The 17,899-nt window shown below is 65.9% G+C and carries 21 protein-coding genes; 8 read left to right on the top strand and 13 right to left on the bottom strand.

Going from position 1 to position 17,899, the window contains the following annotated elements; genetic code table 11:
* Nucleotides 1-21 precede the first annotated feature (21 nt).
* Together O3139_RS09315 and O3139_RS09310 are read right to left on the bottom strand one after the other, a co-directional pair.
* Nucleotides 22-1,077 (bottom strand): GGDEF domain-containing protein, encoded by a 1,056-nt coding sequence (locus O3139_RS09315; protein ID WP_269513793.1) that lies wholly within the window; start codon nucleotides 1,075-1,077, stop codon nucleotides 22-24.
* Nucleotides 1,078-1,192: 115 nt separating this feature from the next.
* On the bottom strand, nucleotides 1,193-2,758 hold the full coding sequence (locus O3139_RS09310; RefSeq protein ID WP_269513792.1) for a DEAD/DEAH box helicase: 1,566 nt from the start codon (nucleotides 2,756-2,758) through the stop codon (nucleotides 1,193-1,195).
* A gap of 266 nt (nucleotides 2,759-3,024) precedes the next feature.
* Here O3139_RS09310 and O3139_RS09305 point away from each other — a divergent pair, with 266 nt between their 5' ends.
* The gene (locus O3139_RS09305) at nucleotides 3,025-3,384 is read left to right on the top strand and encodes a hypothetical protein (protein ID WP_269513791.1); all 360 of its coding nucleotides are present in this window, start codon (nucleotides 3,025-3,027) and stop codon (nucleotides 3,382-3,384) included.
* A gap of 131 nt (nucleotides 3,385-3,515) precedes the next feature.
* On the opposite strand, the gene parE is transcribed toward O3139_RS09305, so the two are convergent.
* The 3 genes from parE to O3139_RS09290 all read right to left on the bottom strand — a co-directional run bounded on the left by parE (nucleotide 3,516) and on the right by O3139_RS09290 (nucleotide 7,267).
* The gene (parE, locus tag O3139_RS09300) at nucleotides 3,516-5,576 is read right to left on the bottom strand and encodes a DNA topoisomerase IV subunit B (RefSeq protein ID WP_269513790.1); all 2,061 of its coding nucleotides are present in this window, start codon (nucleotides 5,574-5,576) and stop codon (nucleotides 3,516-3,518) included.
* Nucleotides 5,545-6,891 (bottom strand): O-antigen ligase family protein, encoded by a 1,347-nt coding sequence (locus tag O3139_RS09295; protein WP_269513789.1) that lies wholly within the window; start codon nucleotides 6,889-6,891, stop codon nucleotides 5,545-5,547. Before O3139_RS09295 ends, parE begins: the two co-directional genes overlap by 32 nt.
* 196 nt (nucleotides 6,892-7,087) lie before the next feature.
* Nucleotides 7,088-7,267 carry a hypothetical protein gene (locus tag O3139_RS09290; RefSeq protein WP_269513788.1) on the bottom strand — a complete coding sequence of 60 codons (180 nt, stop codon included), beginning with the start codon at nucleotides 7,265-7,267 and terminating at the stop codon, nucleotides 7,088-7,090.
* A 97-nt stretch (nucleotides 7,268-7,364) separates the two neighbouring features.
* Here O3139_RS09290 and O3139_RS09285 point away from each other — a divergent pair, with 97 nt between their 5' ends.
* Complete coding sequence (locus O3139_RS09285; protein ID WP_269513787.1) at nucleotides 7,365-7,589, top strand: hypothetical protein; 225 nt, start codon at nucleotides 7,365-7,367, stop codon at nucleotides 7,587-7,589.
* Nucleotides 7,590-7,628: 39 nt separating this feature from the next.
* Here the strand turns inward: O3139_RS09285 and O3139_RS09280 are convergent, their stop codons facing one another.
* On the bottom strand, nucleotides 7,629-9,998 hold the full coding sequence (locus O3139_RS09280) for an ATP-dependent helicase (RefSeq protein ID WP_269516458.1): 2,370 nt from the start codon (nucleotides 9,996-9,998) through the stop codon (nucleotides 7,629-7,631).
* Nucleotides 9,999-10,105: 107 nt separating this feature from the next.
* Between O3139_RS09280 and O3139_RS09275 the strand changes: the two genes are divergently transcribed.
* Complete coding sequence (locus O3139_RS09275; RefSeq protein ID WP_269513786.1) at nucleotides 10,106-10,393, top strand: hypothetical protein; 288 nt, start codon at nucleotides 10,106-10,108, stop codon at nucleotides 10,391-10,393.
* 49 nt (nucleotides 10,394-10,442) lie between these two features.
* Here O3139_RS09275 and O3139_RS09270 read toward each other — a convergent pair whose 3' ends face one another.
* Both O3139_RS09270 and O3139_RS09265 read right to left on the bottom strand, forming a co-directional pair.
* Nucleotides 10,443-11,162 (bottom strand): SIMPL domain-containing protein, encoded by a 720-nt coding sequence (locus O3139_RS09270; protein WP_269513784.1) that lies wholly within the window; start codon nucleotides 11,160-11,162, stop codon nucleotides 10,443-10,445.
* A 48-nt stretch (nucleotides 11,163-11,210) separates the two neighbouring features.
* Nucleotides 11,211-11,429 carry a ribbon-helix-helix domain-containing protein gene (locus O3139_RS09265; protein ID WP_269513782.1) on the bottom strand — a complete coding sequence of 73 codons (219 nt, stop codon included), beginning with the start codon at nucleotides 11,427-11,429 and terminating at the stop codon, nucleotides 11,211-11,213.
* A 190-nt stretch (nucleotides 11,430-11,619) separates the two neighbouring features.
* On the opposite strand from O3139_RS09265, the gene O3139_RS09260 reads away from it, so the two are divergent.
* Together O3139_RS09260 and O3139_RS09255 are read left to right on the top strand one after the other, a co-directional pair.
* Nucleotides 11,620-12,381, top strand: coding sequence for a Coq4 family protein (locus O3139_RS09260; RefSeq protein ID WP_269513781.1), 762 nt, complete (start codon nucleotides 11,620-11,622; stop codon nucleotides 12,379-12,381).
* Nucleotides 12,382-12,477: 96 nt separating this feature from the next.
* Nucleotides 12,478-13,398, top strand: a complete 921-nt coding sequence (locus O3139_RS09255; RefSeq protein ID WP_269513780.1) for a DMT family transporter — start codon at nucleotides 12,478-12,480, stop codon at nucleotides 13,396-13,398.
* On the opposite strand, the gene O3139_RS09250 is transcribed toward O3139_RS09255, so the two are convergent.
* Nucleotides 13,395-13,571 carry a DUF4169 family protein gene (locus tag O3139_RS09250; RefSeq protein WP_269513779.1) on the bottom strand — a complete coding sequence of 59 codons (177 nt, stop codon included), beginning with the start codon at nucleotides 13,569-13,571 and terminating at the stop codon, nucleotides 13,395-13,397. The genes O3139_RS09255 and O3139_RS09250 overlap by 4 nt on opposite strands.
* Nucleotides 13,572-13,649: 78 nt before the next feature.
* On the opposite strand from O3139_RS09250, the gene O3139_RS09245 reads away from it, so the two are divergent.
* Entirely contained in the window at nucleotides 13,650-13,898 is a 249-nt protein-coding gene (locus O3139_RS09245) for a DUF2171 domain-containing protein (protein ID WP_269513778.1), read from the top strand.
* Between the two features lie 103 nt (nucleotides 13,899-14,001).
* The gene (locus O3139_RS09240) at nucleotides 14,002-14,394 is read left to right on the top strand and encodes a YccF domain-containing protein (RefSeq protein WP_269513777.1); all 393 of its coding nucleotides are present in this window, start codon (nucleotides 14,002-14,004) and stop codon (nucleotides 14,392-14,394) included.
* Nucleotides 14,395-14,416: 22 nt separating this feature from the next.
* On the opposite strand, the gene O3139_RS09235 is transcribed toward O3139_RS09240, so the two are convergent.
* Genes O3139_RS09235 through fumC form a run of 4 tightly spaced genes read right to left on the bottom strand, consistent with a single transcriptional unit; the run spans nucleotide 14,417 to nucleotide 17,173 of the window.
* Nucleotides 14,417-15,178, bottom strand: a complete 762-nt coding sequence (locus O3139_RS09235; protein ID WP_269513776.1) for an AAA family ATPase — start codon at nucleotides 15,176-15,178, stop codon at nucleotides 14,417-14,419.
* A 1-nt stretch (nucleotide 15,179) separates the two neighbouring features.
* A complete protein-coding gene (locus O3139_RS09230; protein ID WP_269513775.1) occupies nucleotides 15,180-15,494 on the bottom strand; it encodes a CcdB family protein in 315 nt (104 codons plus the stop codon).
* On the bottom strand, nucleotides 15,491-15,721 hold the full coding sequence (locus tag O3139_RS09225) for a type II toxin-antitoxin system CcdA family antitoxin (protein WP_269513774.1): 231 nt from the start codon (nucleotides 15,719-15,721) through the stop codon (nucleotides 15,491-15,493). Before O3139_RS09225 ends, O3139_RS09230 begins: the two co-directional genes overlap by 4 nt.
* Nucleotides 15,722-15,781: 60 nt before the next feature.
* Complete coding sequence (gene fumC / locus O3139_RS09220; protein WP_269513773.1) at nucleotides 15,782-17,173, bottom strand: class II fumarate hydratase; 1,392 nt, start codon at nucleotides 17,171-17,173, stop codon at nucleotides 15,782-15,784.
* A 95-nt stretch (nucleotides 17,174-17,268) separates the two neighbouring features.
* Between fumC and O3139_RS09215 the strand changes: the two genes are divergently transcribed.
* Nucleotides 17,269-17,880 carry a peptidylprolyl isomerase gene (locus O3139_RS09215; RefSeq protein ID WP_269513771.1) on the top strand — a complete coding sequence of 204 codons (612 nt, stop codon included), beginning with the start codon at nucleotides 17,269-17,271 and terminating at the stop codon, nucleotides 17,878-17,880.
* The last annotated feature ends 19 nt before the right edge of the window (nucleotides 17,881-17,899 follow it).

Below are 17,899 nucleotides of genomic sequence, written 5' to 3'. Positions count from 1 at the left end.
GCGATCGTCGATCGGGTCGAGTCAGGCAGCCTGGTCCAGACGTTCGCCGTTGGTGACCTTGTCCCGGCCGGTGCGTTTGGAGGCATAGAGCGCCTTGTCGGCCCGGTCGAGCAGGGACGAGCCGGTCTCGCCCGGATGGCGCTCGGCCAGGCCGGCGGAGATCGTCACGGCGCCGAGCTCATCATTGGTCGAACGGCGACGCAGGGCGCGGGTGCCGATTTCTTCGCGAATCTGGTTCAGGGCCTTCTCGACGACGAATGCGTTTTCGGACGGGAAGATGATGGCGAACTCTTCGCCGCCGTAACGGGCCGCTATGCGAGGGGCCCTGGAGATACGGCCGATCACGCTGGCGACATAGCGCAGAACCTGATCGCCGGTCTGGTGGCCCCAAGTGTCGTTGAACCGCTTGAAGTGGTCGATGTCGAGTACGGCCAGTGTCATCGGTTGATGGTTCCTGTCCGCCTCGTCACAGGCCTTCAGCAGTTCCTCGTCGAACGCCTTGCGATTGGCCAGGCTGGTCAGGGCGTCGGTCATGGCGTCGCGGCGGACCTCTTCCAGATGGTCGCGCAGCCGGGCGACTTCCCGGGTGGAGGTCTCGAGACGCTTTTCAAGCGTGGCGTTCTCGAACTGGACCTCGGTCGTGGCCTTGCTCAGGTTGGAGACGACACCCAGCAGGGCGGTCGGCTCGGCGGACCCTTCGAGGTGGGCCGAGGCGCCGGCCAGTGTCTCGCCATAGGCGGCCTGGGACTTCTGGGCCTTGGCGATGGCCTCGGAGACGGTCGACAATTCGCGATTCAAAACGGCACCCGCGTCGCGGATTTCCTCCGACAGGCGACCGCGGGGCAGGTATTCAGCTCCCAGCTTCTCTGCGATGGCGTCGGTGAAGACGGTTCCGCTTCCAAGCACCCGGCTCATCTCCACTCCCAGCGCACATTCGGGTTCACCCAGCCAGTGAAGCCAGAGCTCGAAGTTCAGCGGGGTCGGCCAGACGCCGACGCTTTCCATCTCGTCCAAGGCACGGCGCGCCAGGGCGAAGGCTTCAGGGCCGCGCAGCGTCGTCTGGACCTGTGTCGACATTCGAGACTTCCCGCAACGCGTCTTTGGAATCACGCGTCTGTTGGACAGTTTGTAGCGGTCGATCCGTAAAGCAGGGTTAAACGCCGGGCAAAAAACACGAAGCCCGACGAAGATTTCAACCCTTGAGGGTAACCGGTCGACGCAGGAAGGCCGGGACATCGCCACCGAAGCCGGCCCCTTCGCGAGCGGGTGCCGGGTCGTGGCCGGCGCGACCGCCGGGGCGACGATCGGCCTGACGCAGCCGCGGCTCTGACGACGGGCGGGGCTCCGATGCGGGTTCGGCGACGGGCGCAACCGATGCGGCGACCGGGACAGCGTCCGACACGGGCGCAGGCGTCGCGGCCTTGCTCGCCCGGCGGCTGCGGGTGCGGCGGGCCGGAGCCTCGTCAGGAGCTGTCGGCGTGGAGGGGACGACGGATGAGACGACGGGCTGATCGCTGCGCGCCGCCATGGCCTCGGTCGGACTGTCCGCACGGGCCTTGCCGCGCGCCGGGCGGGCATCGGACTTCGGTTCCCCGCGACGGGACGGACCGCCGCCGAGGTTCGACCAGTCGAGGTCGAGGACCAGTTCCTCGGGGCTCATCTTGATAAGCTTCATCACCTTGTCCAGCGACTTGTCGTCGGCCGGGGTCACGATCATGAAGGCCTGACCCAGCTTGCCCGCACGACCTGTCCGGCCGATGCGGTGGACGTAGTCGTCGGCATGGTGGCTGACGTCGTAGTTGAAGACGTGGCTGACGTCGGGGATGTCCAGGCCGCGGGCGGCGACGTCGGATGCGACCAGGATCTTCAGTGCGCCGGAGCGGAAGTCGGCCAGCGTCCGGGTTCGCAGCGACTGGTCGAGATCGCCGTGAATCGGCGCCGCATCGAAGCCGTGCTGCTTGAGGGACTTGGCGACGACATCGACCTCCGACTTCCTGTTGCAGAAGACGATGCCGTTGCGGACGTCGGCGCGGGCCATCAGCTCCCGCAGGGCGGCGCGCTTGGCCTTGGGGTCGCTGGAGGGGATGCGCACCAGATACTGGGTAATGGTCTCGGCCGTCATGGCCGGGCGCGACGCCTCGATCCGGGTCGGATCCTTCAGGAAGGCCTGGGTCAGACGGGTGATCTCGGGCGGCATGGTGGCCGAGAAGAACAGGGTCTGACGCTTGGGCGGCGTAAGTTTGAAAATGCGCTCGATGTCGGGGATGAAGCCCATATCGAGCATGCGGTCGGCCTCGTCGACGACCATCAGCTCGACGCCGTTCAGCATCATCTTGCCGCGTTCGAACAGGTCCAGCAGGCGGCCCGGCGTCGCGATCAGGACATCGACGCCCTTGTTCAGCGCCGCGACCTGGTCGCCCATGGAGACGCCACCGATCAGCAGGACCCAGCTGAGTTTGGTCCCCTTGGCGTATTTCTCGAACGACATGGCGACCTGGTCGGCCAGCTCGCGGGTCGGGGCCAGAACCAGGGCGCGGGGCATACGGGCCCGGGCGCGGCCCTTGGACAGGCGTTCGATGAGGGGGAGGGTGAAGGCGGCCGTCTTGCCAGTGCCCGTCTGGGCGATGCCGAGCACGTCGCGACCGGCGAGGGCCACGGGAATGGCCTGGGCCTGGATCGGTGTGGCGGTGGTGTAGCCGGTGTCGATGACGGCTTGCAGGGTCGTGGGCGAGAGGCCCAGAGCGGAAAATTCGGTCATGTATCCTTGGACGGAGCCCGGCAACGAGGCGTGCCGGTGGGAAAGCAGGAGCCGCCCGATCGATGGGGCGGCGGGGGATGTCGCGGAACCGCCCTGTCTCTGGGCGAGCGGGCGGCGCGATTCGCCAGATCCTGTCCCGAACGTGGGCCGGATATAGAAGCCCCTACGCCAGAGTCAAGTATTCACGGACCAACGGCCGCGCTTGGCAAAGTGTGAACTATCGTTAAGACTTCGTCCGGAGACAGGATTTCGGAGGGGGTTCAGGCATGAGGAAGACCATCATCGCTCTCGCGGCCGCCTGCGTAGTGACGACGCCGATGACGGCCCGCGCCGAGATCGCCGACATGTTCGAGAACACGCTGGTGTCGCGCTATCCGGACGGCGGCTGGGTGCGACACTGGTTCAACCGGGATGGCACCTACTCAGCCCAGTTTTCGGATGGACGACGGCTTTCGGCGTCCTGGCGGATCGAGGGCCAGCGTGTCTGCCTGAACGGCATTCGGCCGGCCTTCATGATGATCTCGCGCTACTGCTCGCCGGTCGTCGAGGCGCGTGTCGGCCAGACCTGGGTGGCTCGGGATCCGTTGGGGCGACGGGTGCAGAACGAACTGGCACCAGGGCGATAGGGTGCCCGCACCCATTTGCGGCCTGAGGATCATGCCCACCGTCGGCTGCCTTATCCGCCTGCATCGACGCGCCGGCTGAACCCGCCGGGTCTGGCCATCGACGCTGATCCTCAACCGATCGTGACAGCCACCTAAACGTCCAGATCGGCCACCGCGAACCGGGCGTTGTCCTGGATGAAGCGGAAGCGGGCGTCGGCCTTCTTGCCCATCAGCCGTTCGACCAGGTCCTCGATGTCGTCTTCGGAGGCGGGCAGGGTGACGCGGGCCAGGGTGCGCTTCTTCGGGTCCATGGTCGTCTCCTTGAGCTGGGAGGCCATCATTTCGCCGAGGCCCTTGAACCGGCCAAGCTCGACCTTCTTGCCCTTGAACACCGTGGCCATCAGCTCCTCGCGGTGGGCCTCATCGCGGGCATATTCCGACAGGGGCCCGGCCGAGAGGCGATAGAGCGGGGGCAGGGCCATGAACAGGCGGCCCTGGCGGATCACCTCGGGCATGGAGCGGTAGAAGAAGGTGATCAGGAGCGCCGCGATGTGCGCCCCGTCCACATCGGCGTCGGTCATGATGACGATGCGTTCGTAGCGCAGCTGTTCGATGTCGAAGCGCGGCCCGGTCGTGACACCGAGAGCGAGGGTCAGGTCCGAAAGTTCTATATTCGCTCGCAATTTGTCGGCCGTGGCATTGGCGACGTTCAGGATCTTGCCGCGCAGGGGCAGAATGGCCTGGGTCGTGCGGTCGCGCGCCTGTTTGGCCGAACCGCCGGCCGAGTCGCCTTCGACGATGAACAGTTCGGTGCCGTTGGCGGACTGGCGGCTGCAATCCGACAGCTTGCCCGGGAGGCGGAGCTTGCGGGTGGCCTGGGCGCGCTGGACCTCCTTGTCCTTCCTTCGGCGCAGCCGGTCCTCGGCCCGCTCGATGATGAAGCCCAGCAGGACATTGGCCTGTTTGGGGTTTTCGGTCAGCCAGTGGTCCAGGGGGTCTCGCAGCAGGGCCTCGACCAGGCGCTGGGCGTCCGGGGACGACAGCCGGTCCTTGGTCTGACCCTGGAACTCGGGATTGCGAACAAAGACGGAGATCATGGCCCCGGCGTTGGCGATGACGTCCTCGGCCGTGATCTGGACCGCGCGCTTCTCGTTGGTCAGTTCGCCATAGGCCTTCAACCCCTTGACCAGGGCGGCCCGGAAACCGGCCTCGTGCGTACCGCCGTCGGGGGTCGACACGGTGTTGCAGTAGGACTGGACGAAGCCGTCGGCCTCGCCGAAGCCGATCGGCGACCAGGCCACGGCCCACTCCACCGCCCCGGCCTCGCCCTTGCGCTCGACCCGGCCGGAGAAGGTCGGGGTGACGGTTTCCAGCTCGCCGATGCGTTCGGCGAGGGCGTCGGCCAGGCCGTTGGGGAAGTGGAAGGTCGCGGCTTCCGGAGTCGCATCGGTGATCCGGTCGGGCGCGCAGGTCCATTTGATCTCGACGCCGCGGAACAGATAGGCCTTGGACCGGGCCATGCGGAACAGGCGGGCGGGCTTGAAGGCCGCGCCGACGCCGAAGATCTCCGCATCCGGGTGGAAGCGGATCAGGGTGCCTTTCTTCTTCGACGGCTGGACCTGTTCAATCGGGCCCAGCGGCAGGCCGCGGCTGAAGGACTGTTTCCACTCGAAACCGTCGCGCCAGACGGTGACGTCGAGACGGTCGCTGAGGGCGTTGACGACACTGACGCCCACGCCGTGCAAACCGCCTGACGTTTCATAGGCTTTCCCCGAGAACTTGCCGCCGGAATGGAGGACGGTCATGACCACCTCCAGCGCCGACTTTCCGGGATGTTTCGGATGCGGATCGACGGGAATGCCGCGCCCGTCGTCCTTGACCGACAGGAAGCCGTCGGCGTCGAGGTCGACGGTGATCAGTTTCGCATGGCGGGCCACGGCCTCGTCCATGGCGTTGTCGAGGACTTCGGCGAACAGGTGGTGCAGGGCCCGTTCGTCCGTGCCGCCGATATACATGCCGGGGCGTTTGCGAACGGGCTCCAGACCTTCCAGCACCTCGATCGAGGAAGCGGAGTAGGAACCGGGAGCGGGCGGAGCCGACGGCTCGGCCACGGGCGCGGCGGCCTGCGGTGTCAGAGCCGGGTCGGGCACGGGCACCGCAGGCTTGGGGGCCTCGGGAATGTCATCGAACAGGGATGGCGCGTTGGCGGGCATGGGCGGAGTGTGTCGCGATTCGGGGTCGCTGCTGGTAGGCCCCGCGCGCCGTCCGAGCAAGCGCCACGCGCGCCGTGTCGGGGGCCAGACAGGTCGCGCGCGCGACGATGGCCAGCATCAGCACCCAGGGCAGGTTGGCATGGCTGAGCAGAACGCTCTCGGACAGGCTGAGCAGCAGAAAGGCCAGGAAATAGCCCAGCGCCCACCAGCCCTCCTTCGGCCCATCGGTCGTGACGCGGAAGACCGAGCCGAGAAAGCCGATGGCGACCACCATGCCGACGGTGATGGCCCCGGGCCAGCCCAGCTGGACCAGCAGGTCGATCCAGCCGTTGTGGGCCGACGGCACGGGCCAGCCGGTCTCCGCGCGCACATACATGGCGGGCACGGAGTCGCGACCCCAGAAGGCCTGGTAGCCATAGCCCGTCCAGGGATGGACCGAGACCTTGTGCATCAGGCTGACCCAGATGTCGGTCCGGCCGGTCAGGGAGGGATCCTTGCCCAGCGCCTTCAGCACCACCGCCGGCTCGGTGATGAAGACAAAGGAGCCGGTCGCGATCAGTACGACGCCGACCCAGATGGCCACGACCGAGAACGCGGCTCCACCCCGCCGCATGGCCCACAGACCGGCGATCAGGCCGACGGCGAGCAGCAGACATAGCAGGGAGGTCTTGGACTGGGTGGCGAGGACCAGAAGGGTCGTGACCAGCAGGGCGACGGTGGGCATCAGGCGATGGCGGGTCTGTTCGGAGGCCAGGCAGGCAGCGCTGGCGGCGGCACCCGCGACCATGATGACGCCCATCTGGTTCTTTTCGTACCACAGGCCGCGCCACAGGCCGTCGTTATCGCCGTGGTGCACGCCGATGGCGGGAAAGGCGAAGACGAAGACCAGACTGCCGACGCCGAGGATCAGTCCCATCCACATCAGCAGCCGCGCCAGGTGCACGCCCCGGAAGGCGGCACCCAGATAGACGGCAAAAACCGACGCCATCGCCATCGCCAGCACGCGCCGCGAGGTCGTCTCCACATCGATCGACCAGTATTTCGACGCATAGGCGTGGAGCACCAGGCCCAGCACCATCAGCAGGGCGGGCCAGGCGCGAACGACCTTGTCCGCCCGCACCGCCAACAGCCCGATGATGACAACATAGACCGGCAGCCAGACCAGCCGCAGGATCGGTGTTTCCTCCTGGGTCGGGGCGAAGACGGGGCCGACGAAGGCGCCGGTGAGCATGATCACCACGAACAGTGCGGCCGCCCGCTCCCACAGGGGTGGGGCAGGATCGGGGGGCGCAGATGTGGCGAGGGCAGGGTGCACGGAGGGAGGTTGGCAAGACCTCGTTAAGGAAGCGTGTGGGGCCAGCCCCCAACCCTAACCCGCTCATCCCTGCGAAAGCGGGGACCCGGATCTTTTATGGGGCACGCCGCAGGGCATCTGATTACCGTGATCGAAGCGTCGGACCGCCGAAAACACCGGGTCCCCGCTTTCGCGGGGATGAGCGGAGATTAAGGGGTCAGCTCTTGTCTTGAGCCTCGGCAGCCCGCTGTAGATCAAGTGCCTCGTGCGATTCCGCCATGACCTTGTCCAGATCGCGTACCGGTTCATCGGGATCGAGCGATTGCCGGGGCTCACGGGGATCGCCGTTGATCCAGACAAAGTCGTCGTCGTCGAACAGATGTGACTCCAGCATCATCGCCGCGTCCCGCGTTCGAACCGGATGTAACCGTTCAGCTGCCCGCAACGAATATCGTGCGAGGGTCGAGGAACCTGACCCGCAGGGGGACTTCAGTATGGCGATCAACGGCGACTATTCAACGCCCGTCTATGTCAACGGCTACAGCTGCCGCAACTGCACCGACGTATCCAATGCCAAAAAGAACATCGACCCGGCCCGCCCGGAGTCTGGCCCGTTCAACTCGACCGCCGACCTGGACCCTCGCGCTCGCCTGGAGCCGCAGAAGGTCAACGCCAACGTCGCCGTGCAAAGCCTCAGGCTGCTCGACGTCCGCGCCTGAAGAAAGCGACCGGAAGACCGGACTTCCGCCCGGACCCGGTCATGCCTTCTCAACAAACGTATCGATGACCTTCTTCTCGCCCGCCTTCTCGAAGTCGATCAGCAGCTTGTTGCCCTCGATTGCCGTCACCGCGCCGTAGCCGAATTTCTGGTGGAAGACGCGCTGGCCCTTGACGAAGCCGGAGCCTGATTTCGGGTCGGCGGTGGCGATCAGGCGGCCCTCGCCCTCGATGACGGTGTTGCGGGCGGGGCGGGCACCGGGGGTCTGGGCCGCGGTGAAGGCTTTCGCGCGCTGCCAGCCGGGGGAGCTGTAGCCCGCCCCGAAGGAGGGGGTGTCATCCCAGCGGCTCTTGGCCTCCTTCATGCCGGCGGAGGCCCCGTAGTAGCCGGTATCGCTTTCGGCCTCGACGTGGGCGATCGGCAGTTCGTCCACGAAGCGGCTGGGCAGCTGCGAGGTCCAGCGGCCGTAGACAAGGCGGTTGGCGGCGAAGGAGATGCGGGCGTCCTGCTTGGCGCGGGTGACGCCGACGTAGGCGAGGCGGCGTTCCTCCTCCAGGCCCTTTTCGCCCTTCTCGTCGATGCTGCGCTGGCTGGGGAAGACGCCTTCCTCCCATCCGGGCAGGAAGACCAGCGGGAACTCCAGTCCCTTGGCGCCATGCAGGGTCATGATCTGGACGGCGTCCGAGGACGGGCCGCGGTCGAGGTCCATGACCAGCGAAACGTGTTCGAGATAGGCACCCAGCGTGTCGAACGACTGCATCGCCTGGGTCAGTTCCTTCAGGTTGTCGAGGCGGGTCGGGCCGGTCACGCGGTCGGCCTTCTGCATGTCCGTATAGCCGCTTTCCTCCAGCACGGCCTCGGTCAGCAGCCAGTGGCGGGTGTCGGCGGCGAGGGCGCGCCAGCGGTCGAGGTCGCGCACGAAGGTCGACAGGGCCGTGCGGGTGCGGGCCTGAAGCTCGTCGGAGGTGATCAGGTCACGCACGGCGGTCATGGCCGGGACGCCTTTGTGACGGGCGATCTGCAGGATCTTCTGGACGCTGGTGTCGCCGATGCCGCGCTTGGGCACATTGACGATGCGCTCGAAGGCCAGATCGTCGTCCTCGGACTGGATCAGGCGCAGATAGGCGTGGGCGTCGCGGATCTCCGCGCGCTCGAAGAACCGCGGCCCGCCGATAACCGTATAGGGGATGGCCAGGAGGACGAACCGTTCCTCGAAAGCGCGCATCTGAAACGATGCACGAACCAGGACAGCCATATCCTTGTAATTCATGCCATCGCGGCGAGCGGCCTCGATCTCGTCGGCGATCAGGCGGCTTTCAGCCTCGCCGTCCCAGACGCCGCGCACGCGGACCTTGTCGCCGGTCTGGTCCTCGGTCCACAGGGTCTTGCCCAGACGGTCGCGGTTGGCGGCAATCAGGCCGGACGCCGCGCCCAGGATATGGCTGGTCGAACGGTAGTTGCGCTCCAGCTTGACGATCTTTGCGCCGGGAAAGTCTTTTTCAAACCGGAGGATATTGTCGACTTCTGCGCCACGCCATCCATAGATCGACTGATCATCATCACCGACGCAGCAGACGTTGCCGGTCGAGGACGTCAGAAGCCGCAGCCACAGATACTGGGCGACATTGGTGTCCTGGTATTCGTCGACCAGGATGTAGCGGAAGCGTTTCCGATATTCGTCAGCGATGTCCGCGTGTTTCGATAGAATTGTGAGGTTGTGAAGCAGCAGATCGCCGAAATCGCAGGCGTTCAGCGTGGCCAGGCGCGACTGATAGGCGGCGTACAGGCTCTGGCCCTTGCCATTGGCGAAGTCCTCGCCGGACGGCAGCTTTTCGGGCGTCCAGCCGCGGTTCTTCCAGTGGTCGATCAGGCCGGACAGCGATTTGGGCGTCCAGCGCTTGGTGTCGATGTTGGCGGCTTCGAGCAGTTGCTTCAGCAGCCGCTCCTGATCGTCCGTGTCGAGGATGGTGAAGGTGGACTTCAGACCGACGAGTTCGGCATGGCGGCGCAGGATCTGGGCCGCGACCGAGTGGAAGGTGCCGAGCCAGCGCAGCCCCTCGGCCGACGGGCCGATCAGGTGGGTGATCCGCTCGCGCATCTCGCGGGCAGCCTTGTTGGTGAAGGTGACGACCAGCAGTTCCCACGGACGGGCGCGGCCAGTGGCAAGGATGTGGGCGAGGCGCGTGGTCAGGACGCGGGTCTTGCCCGTGCCGGCCCCGGCGAGGACGAGGACCGGTCCCTCGGTCGCCTCGACGGCCGCGCGCTGTTCGGGGTTGAGCCCTGACAGATAGTCGGGTGCCTCAGGTGCCACGCCACCGGGACCGCGCGCGCGGGCGAGGTCGGAGATGCGCGGGGCGGGCAGGGCGTCAGTCAATGCGGGGATCCCGGGATTCGGCGTGACCCGGAACATAATGAGCACAGAGGCCAAAGTCAGTCCCTGACTTCGACGGGCCAGGAACCGGCAAGCGACGCTGTCGTTTGTGCGGTTCAGGGCGGCGCATGGAGAGGGACTGGAAAATGACCGATCATTCAAACCGCGGAGGCGAGCCGTCGTCCCATACGACGGTCAACGTCCAGCCCGAGCGAGGCGGAGGGGGCGGTGGCTTCATTGCCCTTCTGATCGGCGGGCTGGTGGTCGTGGTGGCGATTATCGCGGTCGTTCTGTTGAGCGGAAACAACCCGGCGAAGGACGCGGCGGACACCCGGATCGATGTGGATGTGAACCTGCCCCCGATGGATGCGCCGAGGCTGCCGGAGGTCGAGCCGCCGACCCTGCCGACCCCGGGCCCGGCCCCCTCGAACTGATGTCGGTATCTCCTCCCCAGCGCTTCGCGACAGGGAGGAGACCGAAGGCTTATTTCAGCTGGTAGGTGACCGTGGCGACGACGCGGACGCGCTTGTCCAGCGAGGTGGATTCGTTGTCGATGTCCTCGCGGGCAAGGATTTCGAACGACCCTTGCGTCGCCTGGCGGATGGGCCCGAGCGGTGCGCCGGAATCCTTGGCGAACTGCTCCGCCCCCGAGCGGGCCGAGGCCGTGGCTTCGGCGATCATGGACGGGCGGACCTCGTTCAGCTTCGTGTAGACATAGACCGGGTCGGCGAACCCGATCAGCACGTCCTGACGCACCAGCTGGTCCAGCGAACGCTGGGTCTGGGCCACGCGGGCCACGTCGCGGGTGCGGATCGTGACCGAGTTGGTGGCGGTATAGTGCAACACGTCGCCGGCGGGCTGATAGGCATTGGCCTTGTTGTCCGTGACGGACAGGCGACCGTTGGTCAGGGCGTCCTCAGGATAGCCCTGGGCCTTCAGGAACTGCTGAACCTTGAGCAGATCGCCGTCGATCTTGCCGGTGACGGCATCCAGATCGTCGCCCGACTGGCTGAAGTTGATGGTCAGGACGGCCAGGTCGGCCACGACGTTACGCTCGGCCACGCCGCGCACCGTGACCTGCCGGTTGCCGACCTGGGCATTTATGACCCCGCCGCCGATGGCGATGCCGGACCCGATCAGGCCGATGGCGATGAGCCCGCCAAAGATGGCGGGGGGAAGAAGGTTGCTGCGATCGACGGGCACGGCGGTATCTCCGGGTTGAGAAGAAGACCCTGCGCGCGATCGTCGCACTTAGCGAGTGATGGATCCTGACCCCGCGTGCTCCAGCGCGAGAAGCCGGCACGCGGAGGCGAGCGGGCGACGTCCCCGTGTCTGGTCGACCCAGACCAGCAGGCCTGCGTGGCTGAGATTCCGTTCGGCGGCGATGCGGTCGAGGATGACCCAGAACTCGGGTTCCAGAGCCACGGAGGTGGCGTGACCGGCCAGGGTGACGGAGCGCTTCTTGAGCATCAGACTGCGCGTTCCGTCAAAGCTGCCTCTTCCACGCGGATACGATAGGCCACAAGCGCCGCGTTCAAAAGGCTGAAGGTCGCCGCTTGAATCCGCCGGGTTCGGTGGAGAGGGTGGCGAGGCGTCGGGCCAGGGTTCGCGACGGTCGCAGGGTGCGCTATACTCGCGATCCTCACAGCGGGATGCCTCGATGACGATCGATACGCTTGCCGACCCCGAAGAGTTCCAGTCGCTGAAGCCGCAGCGCATTCAGCCGTTCGCCGCCTATCGGGCGTTCCGAAAGCTCATACGGGACAAGGAAGACACCGCCCAGGTCTTTGAAATCATGAAGGCTCTCTCTGGTCGATCGCAGGCCCGAGGCTATGCGCGGATGCTGCGCACCATGGAGGGTGGTCGTCAGGCCTTCCTGCGTGACGAACTGGCGCACAGGCTGGATGATCCCGAGTGGCTGGCCCGGTTCGAGCCGGGGACGGTCGGTGCGACCTATCGGGCGTTCCGGGAAGCGCGCGGCTTCACAGCCGACGGGCTCGCCGCGGTGGAGCGCGAAGTGGTGCCCTTCATCGACGCGCCGCATCCGGTCGTCTGGTATTCGCGCAGGCTCAGGGACATCCACGACATCTGGCACGTCCTGACCGGCTACGGCACCGATGCGCTGGGCGAAGCCTGCGTGGTTTCGTTTTCCTATGGCCAGACCCGGAACCTCGGGTTTGCCTTCATCGGCTATGGCGCCGCGCGCGAGATCCAGCGGGAGAACCGGGCCATTCCGGCGCGGCGGGCGGTCCTCCAGGCATGGCGGAACGGACGCGCGGCGCGCTGGCTTCCGGCACTGGACTATGAGGGCCTGTTCCGTGAACCTCTGGACGCGGCCCGCTTGCGACTGGGGATCCGGCCGGCCACCGTTTATTCGGCGGTGCCTGAAGCCGTGCGCAACGTCGTCAAGCTGCGGGCGTGACATAAGGCAGCCTTGGGGTGTCGGACGGGGATCGCGGTTGCCTGCGACGCCGTCACCCGGCAAGGGTCGGCGCTCTACCCTGAGTGTGAGTCTGCCTTGAGCCTGCCCGAACCCCTGCGTCGTCCGTCCGCCAATGCCCTGGCCATCGCTGGCGTCGCCCTGTGTGCCGTGATCTGGGGCACGACCTGGTATGCGATCACCTGGCAGTTGGGGACGGTCGATCCGGTGGCGTCGCTGGTCTGGCGGTTCGGGCTGGCGGCGCTGGTGTTGATCGTCGGCTGTGCGGTGACCGGGCGCTCGCTGAAGCTGACGCGAGGCCAGCATCTGGCGGCCGTGGGACAGGGTGCCTTCATCTTCGCCGTCAGCTACTCCTTCACCTATGCGGCCGAGGGGCATGTCACCTCGGCCATCGTGGCTGTAGTGTTCGCCGGCCTTGCCTTCCTGAATCTGGTGCTGTTCCGGTTGGTGGTGGGCCAGAAGGCCTCAGGCGCGGCCTGGACGGGGGCCACACTCGGGATCATCGGTGTCGCCGTCCTGTCGGGTGGCGAAGCGCTCGGGGCCGGTTTCGACCAGCGCGCATTGATCGGGATCGGCCTCGCCTTCCTGGCGGTCCTGAGCTCTGCCGTCGGCAACTATTTCTCCTGGCGGGGTCAGGAGATGGGCACCGCGATCCTGCCGCAGACCGGCTGGGCCATGACCTATGGGACGGGGATGCTGGTCGTCTTCGGGCTGGTGACGGGCGCGCGGTTCACGATCGATCCGAGCCCCGGCTATCTGATCTCGCTGGTCTATCTGGCCGTCATGGGTTCGGTCGTGGCCTTCGTCACCTATTTCGCCGTGGCGAGGGCAAAGGGCTATGCCCTGGCCAGCTACATCTCTGCCCTGACGCCGCCGATCGCCATGCTGGTGTCGGTGCTGTTCGAGGACGCCCATTTTGGATGGTCGGCGGCGGCGGGGCTGGCGCTGGTGCTGGGTGGGCAGGCGCTGCTGGCCCGCGCGCCGAAGGTGGCGTCCTAATCCTCGAGGCGGGACTGATCCAGCAGGCGTGACAGGCGTTCGCGTTCTGCACGGGCGGCGTCGCGTTCGGCCCTGGTGAGGCCATGGAGAACCCGGTTGACCTCGGCCCGTGACTTCGTCTCTGCCTTGTTTCGCGCCTTGCGCGCGCGGTTCAGGTTGACGATCTCGGCCATCGGGTCCTTTCGGCGCAGTCGGCAACCTGGCGCACGGGTCGGCGTTTGAGTGTCTCAACCCAGCCAGGAGACCTCCCCATGGTAGACGTCACGCGCATCAAGGAACACCTCGAAGTCGTCGGTTCGGACGGCGGCCACGTCGGTCGTGTCGATCACGTCCTCGGCGACCAGATCGAGTTGGCCAAGCTGGACCTCGCCGGTGGCTTCAAGCATCACATGATCCCGGTCAGCTGGGTCGACGACGTCGATGACGACACGGTCCGCCTGTCGCTGACGAAAGATCAGGCCAGGGCCCAGTGGACCGAAAAGCACCACGACACACACTAGGCATCCGCCGGGTTACGACGAATTCACGAGGGCCCCGCTGATATCGGCGGGGCCTTTCGACTATGTATTCGGGGTCGGCAGCGGGCCGGCGGGAGAGACGCCCTTGATCCGACTGATCCTGAATATCCTGTGGTTCGTCTTCGGCGGCTGGATCAGCGGTCTGCTGTGGCTGCTGGGCGGAGCGATCCTCGCGATCACCGTGGTCGGCCTGCCCTGGGCGTTTTCGGCCTGGCGGATCGCCAGCTATTCCTTCTGGCCGTTCGGGCGCGAAGTGGTCTGGGCGGGCGAGACAGGAGGCAAGGACGTCGGCTGCCTCGGTGTGGGCCTGAACGTGATCTGGTTCGTGTTCGCCGGCTGGTACATCGCCCTGTCGCACATTGTTATCGCCGTCGCCGAGGCCATCACCATCATCGGCATCCCCTTCGCCCTGAAGGACCTGGAACTGGCCAAACTGGCCCTCATGCCGGTCGGTGCGACGATCCGGGACAAGCCCTGACTGGCCGTGGCCCGCGCCCGGGTCAGTCGTCCGGCTTCAGCAGCACCTCCAGCATCATTGCACGCCGGTTCAGGAAGTTGCGGGTGACCTGGTAGTGGTCCGTGTCCTCGTAGGCGATGCGGTCGAGACCGATCCGGGAGACCTGGTAGATCCAGGCGTTCGGGTAGCCCAGCAGGATCGGCGAATGGGTTGCGATAATCAGTTGGGAGCGGGCAAGGACCAGCTCATGCATCCTGGCCAGGAATGACAACTGGCGGCTGGGCGACAGCGCGGCCTCGGGCTCGTCGAGAATATAGAGGCCATCGCCCCTGAACCGGTTCTCGAAAAGGGCGAAAAAGCTCTCGCCGTGCGACTGTTCGTGAAGGGATTTCCCACCGTAGCTATCGATTATCGGCGGACCGCCAGATGGCTCTTCATCGAGCCTTTCGATTTCCGAAGCCACGTTGAAATAGCTTTCTGCTCTCAGGAAATAGCCGTCGATCGGTCGCAGCGGCGCGCGCACCGGGCGGACGAAGGCATGCAGAGGGGAGTGCGACCCGCGTGTGCCAAAGCTGAAGTTCTTTGACCCACCCTCGGCGTTGAACCCCCAAGCCACCGCCAGGGCCTCTATCAGCGTGGATTTCCCGGAGCCGTTCTCGCCAACCAGAAAGGTCACGTTCGGATGAAATTCCAGGCTGTGCAGCGATCGTACGGCTGGCAGGTTGAACGGATATACAGCCGCATCCCACCCCTCGCGCCGCTGGAACTGCGCTTCAATCCAATAGGGTCGCTCCAGCGCCGTCACTTCAGAACCCCGTCAACAACCGATCGAGTGCGCGGCGGATATCGTCTTCGTAGGGAAGCAGGGAGCCGCGAACGATCGCAGCCGTCGGTCGGTTGATTGCGCCAAGTTCGGATAACATGAGGATGTATTCCTGATGCTGGTGCGATACTGCCAGCGAAACCCTGGTGAGAACCGCCGTCGAGGCCATACGCAGCATCGGGGCGACAAGTAGCGTCGGGCCTTCGTCATAGAGGTGCGACTGAACGACCACCAGGAATGGTGCGACGATGCGAGATCGTAGCGATGGGTTGTCGATAAGGTCGAACTGGCGGATCACCAGCTGCGCAAATCCTCGCCAAAGACGCCATGTCGGGCGATGCGCTCGTTGTGAGCCTTGATCGCTTCGGCATTCTCCTCGGCCCACCGCTTCGCGCGTGCTTCCGCTCCAGCCGGATCGACCTTTTGCAGATACAGGCGAAGGCTTCTTTCATCCACGCCGGTCACATCAAGACCCAGCCGCGCGGCCTGCTCCAGCAGTTCCGGTTCGATCTCGATCTTCTTCAAGACAGGATGCACCATAGGGATACTATAGTGCGAAAGGCGGCCAAACGCGAGCAGGGGGCTTCACCCCGGCGCGATCATCTTCTCGGGCCGCACGGCCTCGTCGAACTCGGCGTCGGTCAGATAGCCGCCGCCGACGGCTTCCTGGCGCAGGGTCGTCCCGTTCTTGTGGGCCGTCTTGGCGATCTTGGCGCAGGCGTCATAGCCCAGCTTGCCGTTCAGGGCGGTGACCAGCATCAGCGAGTTGTTCAGGCCGCGTTCGATGTTGTCGATGCGGGGCTCGATGCCGACGACGCAGTTGTCGGTGAAGCTGACCGCCGCATCGGCCATCAGCCGCACGGACTGCAGGAAGTTGTAGGCCATGACCGGGTTGAAGACGTTCAGCTCGAAATGGCCCTGCGATCCGGCGAAGGTGATGGCGGCGTTGTTGCCGAAGATCTGGACGCAGACCTGGGTCAGGGCTTCGCACTGGGTCGGATTGACCTTGCCCGGCATGATCGACGACCCCGGCTCGTTCTCCGGCAGGGCCAGCTCACCCAGGCCCGAGCGGGGGCCGGAGCCCAGGAAGCGGATGTCGTTGGCGATCTTGAACAGGCTGGCGGCCACCGTGTTGATCGCGCCATGGCTCATGACCATCGCGTCATGGGCAGCCAGGGCCTCGAACTTGTTGGGCGCTGTGGTGAAGTTCAGCCCGGTGATCTGGGCGATCTTTTCGGCGACGCCCTCGGCGAAACCAATGGGCGCGTTCAGGCCGGTGCCGACGGCCGTGCCGCCCTGGGCCAGCTGCATCAGGTCGGGCAGGGTCGATTCGATCCGCTCGATGCCCTTGGTCACCTGCTGGACGTAGCCACTGAACTCCTGACCCAGGGTCAGGGGGGTGGCATCCTGGGTGTGGGTGCGGCCGATCTTGATGATGCCCTTCCACGCCTCGGCCTTGTCGTTCAGGGCGTTGCGGAGCTGGGCCAGGGCCGGCAGCAGTCGGTGGGTCACCTCCTCGGCGCAGGCGACATGCATGGCCGTCGGATAGGTGTCGTTGGACGACTGGCTCATATTGACGTGGTCGTTCGGATGAACCGGCTTTTTCGAGCCCATTTCGCCGCCCAGCATCTGGATGGCGCGGTTACTGATCACCTCATTGGCGTTCATGTTGGACTGGGTGCCCGACCCCGTCTGCCAGACGACCAGAGGGAAATGATCGTCCAGCTTGCCCTCGATGACCTCGTTGGCCGCGGCGACGATGGTCTCACCGATGGCGGGATCGAGCTTGCCCAGCGCCATATTGGTCTCCGCGGCGGCGCGCTTGACGATGCCCAGGGCGCGCACGATCGGCAGGGGCTGCTTCTCCCAGCCGATCCGGAAGTTGCCCAGCGAGCGCTGCGCCTGGGCCCCCCAGTAGCGGTCGGCGGCGACCTCGATGGGGCCGAAGGTGTCGGTTTCGGTGCGGCAGGCGGTCATCGGTTTCGGCTCATCAGGGCGTGGCGGGAGAGTGCGCGGCGGTGTAGCACGGGGGAACGACCGGACAAGCGGCCGGGACGACGGAGGCCGTAAGCGTGATCAGGAAAATCCCGGCCGTCCTTGCGGCGATGGTGCTCGCCACAGCCGGAGCAGCATTCGCACAGACCGATCAGCCCCTCGTCATCCTGCATACGACGCAGGGCGACGTGGTTCTGCGCCTCGATGCCAGGCATGCGCCGATCACGACCTGCAACTTCCTGCGTTATGTGCAGCAGGGTCGCTACGCCGGGGGCAGCTTCTTCCGGACCGTGGTGTCGGAAACCAACGACAATCCCAACCCCATCGACGTGATCCAGGCGGCGACGACGGCCGGCAGCGATGATCCCGGCCTCGGCCCCATCACGCTGGAGCGGACCATCGATACGGGCCTGCGCCATTCCATGGGGACGATCTCGATGGCGCGGGACGGGCCTGACACGGCGACCTCCAGTTTCTTCATCGTGATCCGGGACGCGCCGGCGCTCGATTTCGGCGGCGGGCGCAATCCCGACGGTCAGGGTTTTGCGGCGTTCGGTTCCGTGCTCTCGGGCATGGAGATCCTTCAGGCCATCCACGCCGGTCCGGCGCGGGAGGAGCAGTTGATCGCCCCCGTGGTTATCGATGCCGCCACCCTGGCCAGCCCCTTGCCGGCGGTCTGCCTGCCGTGAGCGAAGACTGGGTCGTCTC

It is taken from the genome of Brevundimonas subvibrioides, from assembly GCF_027271155.1.
GTDB classification, from domain to species: Bacteria; Pseudomonadota; Alphaproteobacteria; order Caulobacterales; family Caulobacteraceae; genus Brevundimonas; species Brevundimonas subvibrioides_D.
This window is presented reverse-complemented; position numbering and strand designations above follow the sequence as displayed.

What these genes read in the sequence shown, in the direction of transcription:
- O3139_RS09245 (WP_269513778.1), top strand. Translation starts at nt 13,650, where the DNA reads ATGGTAGACGTCACGCGCATCAAGGAACACCTCGAAGTCGTCGGTTCG.
- O3139_RS09285 (WP_269513787.1), top strand. Translation starts at nt 7,365, where the DNA reads ATGGCGATCAACGGCGACTATTCAACGCCCGTCTATGTCAACGGCTAC.
- O3139_RS09310 (WP_269513792.1), bottom strand. Translation starts at nt 2,758, where the DNA reads ATGACCGAATTTTCCGCTCTGGGCCTCTCGCCCACGACCCTGCAAGCC.
- O3139_RS09280 (WP_269516458.1), bottom strand. Translation starts at nt 9,998, where the DNA reads ATGTTCCGGGTCACGCCGAATCCCGGGATCCCCGCATTGACTGACGCC.
- O3139_RS09290 (WP_269513788.1), bottom strand. Translation starts at nt 7,267, where the DNA reads ATGATGCTGGAGTCACATCTGTTCGACGACGACGACTTTGTCTGGATC.
- O3139_RS09250 (WP_269513779.1), bottom strand. Translation starts at nt 13,571, where the DNA reads ATGGCCGAGATCGTCAACCTGAACCGCGCGCGCAAGGCGCGAAACAAG.
- O3139_RS09265 (WP_269513782.1), bottom strand. Translation starts at nt 11,429, where the DNA reads ATGCTCAAGAAGCGCTCCGTCACCCTGGCCGGTCACGCCACCTCCGTG.
- O3139_RS09260 (WP_269513781.1), top strand. Translation starts at nt 11,620, where the DNA reads ATGACGATCGATACGCTTGCCGACCCCGAAGAGTTCCAGTCGCTGAAG.
- fumC (WP_269513773.1), bottom strand. Translation starts at nt 17,173, where the DNA reads ATGACCGCCTGCCGCACCGAAACCGACACCTTCGGCCCCATCGAGGTC.
- O3139_RS09305 (WP_269513791.1), top strand. Translation starts at nt 3,025, where the DNA reads ATGAGGAAGACCATCATCGCTCTCGCGGCCGCCTGCGTAGTGACGACG.
- O3139_RS09275 (WP_269513786.1), top strand. Translation starts at nt 10,106, where the DNA reads ATGACCGATCATTCAAACCGCGGAGGCGAGCCGTCGTCCCATACGACG.
- parE (WP_269513790.1), bottom strand. Translation starts at nt 5,576, where the DNA reads ATGCCCGCCAACGCGCCATCCCTGTTCGATGACATTCCCGAGGCCCCC.
- O3139_RS09315 (WP_269513793.1), bottom strand. Translation starts at nt 1,077, where the DNA reads ATGTCGACACAGGTCCAGACGACGCTGCGCGGCCCTGAAGCCTTCGCC.